The sequence below is a fragment of the Iodidimonas nitroreducens genome (assembly GCA_000710935.1).
GTDB lineage: Bacteria > Pseudomonadota > Alphaproteobacteria > Sphingomonadales > Rhodothalassiaceae > Iodidimonas > Iodidimonas nitroreducens.
In genome coordinates, this window is sequence record BAYV01000075.1 from 1 (window position 1) to 277 (window position 277).

General features: G+C 64.3%; 1 pseudogene. It reads right to left on the reverse strand.

Annotated elements, in window-relative coordinates:
* Positions 1 to 277, reverse strand: a pseudogene (locus tag AQ1_RS12370) (hypothetical protein); the annotation flags it as partial.

Sequence of the window (277 nt, forward strand, 5' to 3'; positions counted from 1 at the left end):
ACAAAGCAGCGGCAATTGGCGGTCTCATCAAAAGGGCCTTCGGGGTCAGAGGGCAGAAAGAGACGCGCGCCATTCACATCAAACACCGCATCGATATCCACCCGCACCCCGTCCATCGCCGCATGGCTCGACCGCACATCGCCATCCTTGCGGGTGCGCCAGATCTTGTGGGTCTTCCCCGATGCCTTCGCCACCTCGAAATCCCGTTCCAGATCGGCAAAGCGCGCCGCCCGCGTGGCCCCCACCGCCTGCCCCTTCATTTGGCGGGCAGCGGAGG